Annotated in this window: 3 protein-coding genes; all 3 read right to left on the reverse strand. The window is 39.2% G+C overall.

All coding sequences use genetic code 11. The annotated features are described in order from the left end of the window. Positions 1–126 precede the first annotated feature (126 nt). From I3255_RS13230 to I3255_RS13240, 3 genes are read right to left on the reverse strand one after another with little or no spacing between them, the layout of a single operon-like run. Entirely contained in the window at positions 127–2,106 is a 1,980-nt protein-coding gene (locus I3255_RS13230) for an NERD domain-containing protein/DEAD/DEAH box helicase (protein ID WP_238039228.1), read from the reverse strand. Between the two features lie 9 nt (positions 2,107–2,115). Further along, positions 2,116–2,697, reverse strand: coding sequence for a cytochrome P450 (locus I3255_RS13235; RefSeq protein WP_238039229.1), 582 nt, complete (start codon positions 2,695–2,697; stop codon positions 2,116–2,118). Further along, complete coding sequence (locus I3255_RS13240; RefSeq protein ID WP_238039230.1) at positions 2,694–3,893, reverse strand: ankyrin repeat domain-containing protein; 1,200 nt, start codon at positions 3,891–3,893, stop codon at positions 2,694–2,696. Before I3255_RS13240 ends, I3255_RS13235 begins: the two co-directional genes overlap by 4 nt. Between the last annotated feature and the right edge of the window lie 231 nt (positions 3,894–4,124).

Genomic DNA, 4,124 nt, shown 5'->3' on the forward strand with positions numbered 1-4,124 from the left:
CCGACTCTCTGAGTACATGTAACCTCGACAGTTACACAGAATTATTTACAGGGTCAACTAAATGGCTTCTATTGCTAATATTTCTAACAGTGTAGTAAACAAGACTGTGCTATTCATCCTTAATCTTCAAAATAGGTCACCTGTGTTGTTCATCACTCCCGAAAAGAAATCAGAGTATGGGGTTGTATCACTCTTATCTAAAATAACAAGATTTTCTGAGGCTCTTGTGATGGATGTATAAACTAACTCTGGCGTGTCTTTCTCATCCATTAAATAAAATACCGTCTTGGACTCCAGTCCCTTAAAACTGTGAATGGTGGACGCTTTAATCAAGCCACTATTCGCATAGAAATGATTTTTCTTCATACGACGAGCACGTTCTAAATCTTGCTTTAACTTTGGGTACTTCTTGATAAACGTATTTAACTCAATCTCAGACATTGACTTAAGTTTCTCAGCATCACAATTGGAGTCATACATTCGCGACAGTTGTGATAATTCATCATACGTTTCAAACATACAATGTGTTTTTTCAACACCATTAAACTTATCAGCCAATCGACGTGCCAAATATACATTCGAAGCAAGTATGACAATATCATTAGGATGTAGGTTATGCTCTCTGACGTAGGTTTGAATCAATTCAAATGCTTCATTCTCCCAATTCTGGTTTACCTGATGGTATTTCAGAAGCTCAAAAGTCATTCCCAATTGAGCCTGTGCTGTTTCAAGCAGCTCTGTATCAGCATACTTTTCGACAAGATAATTTTGCTGGAAAGACTTGAACACCTGATTCAGAGATGAATCTAAACTAGTTCTATATGAACGCTTCAATTTATTCCAACGCCCAAAACCCTGAGCGACAACCGCTGCTCTTTCGTTATCACGAGCATAGATATTTTGAGACTCATCACCAAATAGAACCATTTCGCCATCGTTTGCTAAGAAGTTATCCCGAATGATTTTCACCCAGTCACTTTCAAAGTCTTGTACCTCATCAAGTAATATCGTTTGGTATTGATATACATCGTGTTCAGCGAAACAATCGACTGAGTACATCTTCTCTAAACCATATTGCTCAATGAGACTTTCAATATTTTGACCTGTTGCATTAAGCTGAGAGTTAAAAAACTGATGGTAATTTGTAACCGCATAATTTTCATTATCTCGATAACCTAACACATCACTAATTCTATCCTTGATAAGGTTCTTTAAAGTGATGTTGTACGTGATTATCAACACTTTTGAATCATGCCTAGAATGAGCGTTTACTGCTCTATTCGCGATGATTGTTGTTTTACCACAACCAGCAACACCTTTAATTTTTTCTTTGCATTCCGAACTTACGATCAACTTTTCCTGTTTTGCATCTAAGGGAATTTTCTTACCTTGTTTTAGTACGTGATCACAAGGCTCTAATCGTCGTTTAAAGTCATCATACACACGCTCATCAAAAAGAACGTGGGTGCCATAGCTCTTAATCTTACGTACTAAATTTGGCAACATATCAGAGCCATAAGACATCGCCTTGTCTCTGGCCAGTTTCTTCCTGCTTGAATCAATACCCTCGGCTTTTCGATTGTATTGTTCAATCGAGATTTTATTAGCTTTTTTTTGTTCAAATAAAAGTCTGGCACTTTCTCTATTTTCATTTTCAGCTTTTTTATAAAAACCATCGATTTCAGATTTGTTCGCTTTATGGAAATACACTAATGGCTGAACTAGATTAAAAAAATTACGATTAGACAAATAACCCAAACCTAAGACGGGCAAATGTAGTTGATATAAGTTATTTTTATAGGTAAATGCTTGTGACTGTGGCGATGATATCGGGTTGCTACCTTGGTGGCTTACTACCGACCACTTGTTAAAACTATCAACATTGTAGTTCTTCAGCTCATAGTCTTTTACTTCAATAACCAAAATGGCAACATCTTTTTTTAAAATGATAATGTCAGGTCTGTCACCGTCCAAAAAAGGGTTGAAAAAAACCTCATAGCTTTCATCTAAGTTTTCGTTTAAATAGTTAACTATCCAAAACTCTCCTTCGGTTGGTTTTACTTTTAAACGCGATATATTTTCTAATGACGGATAGATAATCGCCATCACTCATCCTTACAAAAATGGTAATCCAAATAAGGCACCGATAATACCAATAGGGCTAATTGGCAAGGCTACATCGGCTACAAGCTCAGCGAGTCCCTCGCTCGCAACGTCACTGACTACAGATTCACCGACATGGTTGGCTATTTCACCCGTTAATACCTCTGACACTGCATCACCCAAAGCTACATTATCTATCCCGGAGTCAATCACCATTGCACTATCGAAGCCATTAGCGACTTCACTAGTCACAATAATTGGGATATCTGGGTTCTCAGCCAATGTCTCGTTGATATAAGCAACACTGTCAGTCGCTTTTAATTGCACTTCAGCCGCAATATCACCATCAGTCATGAGTGCAATATCAGAAACGGGATGATTAGTAGCTTCAAAGAGCATGGCATCTATACCTTGCTCATTAAGTGCAGTGACAACCTCTTGCTCAAAGACAATGCCTTTGATGTTGCTGATATGCCCCAACATAGCGTCGGGGTTAACATCAGCAAAGTAATCAAGAATCTCATCGTTACTTGCAAGTTCAAGCTCGTTATAACCACGACGGACAGCATCAAAAACAGAGCGTTGAGCTATCATTGCTGGCGAGTTCCATCAATTAGTGCCATTATTTTTTTTGCATAAGTCTCTCGCTTGCTTCCAGAAGTGCTTCTTTTATATTCCAAACCTGCTAATTCACGTGCAGCATTTCCATTTTCGGTCTTGAATTCAGTATTTACCCCTAACTCAAGTAGCATATCAACTGACTCAAAATAACAATTGTCTGCTGCAACCATCAAAGGCGACCAACCATTCTTATTTCGCAAGTCAAGATTGGCACCTTTACTATAGAGAAATTCCAATGTTGATACTTGGTTATAACTAGCAGCCCAATAAGCAGCAGTTCTTCCAGATTGACTCTGAAGGTTGATATCTGCACCTTTATCTATCAGCAACGCAATGAGTTCATTTTTACCATTTTGAGCCAACAATGATAACGCAGGATCTGAATCTTTATTTCTTGCGTTCGGATTCGCTCCAGCGGCAACGAACGCTTTGATCATGTCATCATCACCTTTAGTAATAGCGACAATCAACATCGTTTCTTTATCTTCGTTTTCAACATCGGGATTAACGCCATCGGCCAGCAGCTTCTTCGCGATATTGATATGCCCATTTTGATACGCTGACAGCATCGCAGCTTCAGAATACTTAGCACTGAATACCGCGCCTTGCGCAAGGAGCTTATCAACTACTTCTAAGCGTTGTTTAAAGTAAGCGCCCGTCACCGCATTCCAACCATCATTGTTACAAACATCGACAGCAGCTCCGTGCTTAAGCAGAAATTCCACCGCTTTGATCCGACCTTTCATTGATGCCCAAATCAATGGTGTCCAACCCTTGTCGTTACGAACGTTAACTTCAGCGCCTTTTTCGACCATCAACTCAGCGAGTTCAAAATATTCATTGTCTAAACAAAGCAACAATGCGCTGCTCATTTGTTGTGGTCGATAGTTCGGGTTTGCGCCTTTGTGTAACAGTGTTTTCGCGATATCCAAGAAACCGAGTTCAATCGCCAACCGAAGTGGGTTATGACCTGCATGATTGATATCAAAACCGTCACTGTTCATGATGTTCTCAGCGAGTGCCGAAAACCCATTTTTCAAGGCAAGCTCAAATGGTGTAGCTTGTTGTTCGTCAAAAACCGTATTCACTAACTCTGGCTGTTGCTCAAGCACATCGTTCAATAACGCCAAATTACCAGACTCAATGGCAGTCAATAGTTGTTCAGTCATTCGCGTTAACCTCAGCGAGGTTTAACTCGATTTCGCCCGAAAGCAACGTAGGTAGAGAAGTGTCACCTAACCTTTCAATATATAATGATTTACTAGCATGTTTAGCCCACAAAGAAGCTTCAAGATCTTTTAATAAGTGTTGTTCTGCTTGTTTCATGACGAGTTATCTTGAACTAGAAAAATTGCGCATATTCTACCAATTATTCAGTCATTTTCACTAATATCTACATT

The organism is Psychrobacter sp. Ps6 (assembly GCF_022129235.1).
Lineage (GTDB): Bacteria > Pseudomonadota > Gammaproteobacteria > Pseudomonadales > Moraxellaceae > Psychrobacter.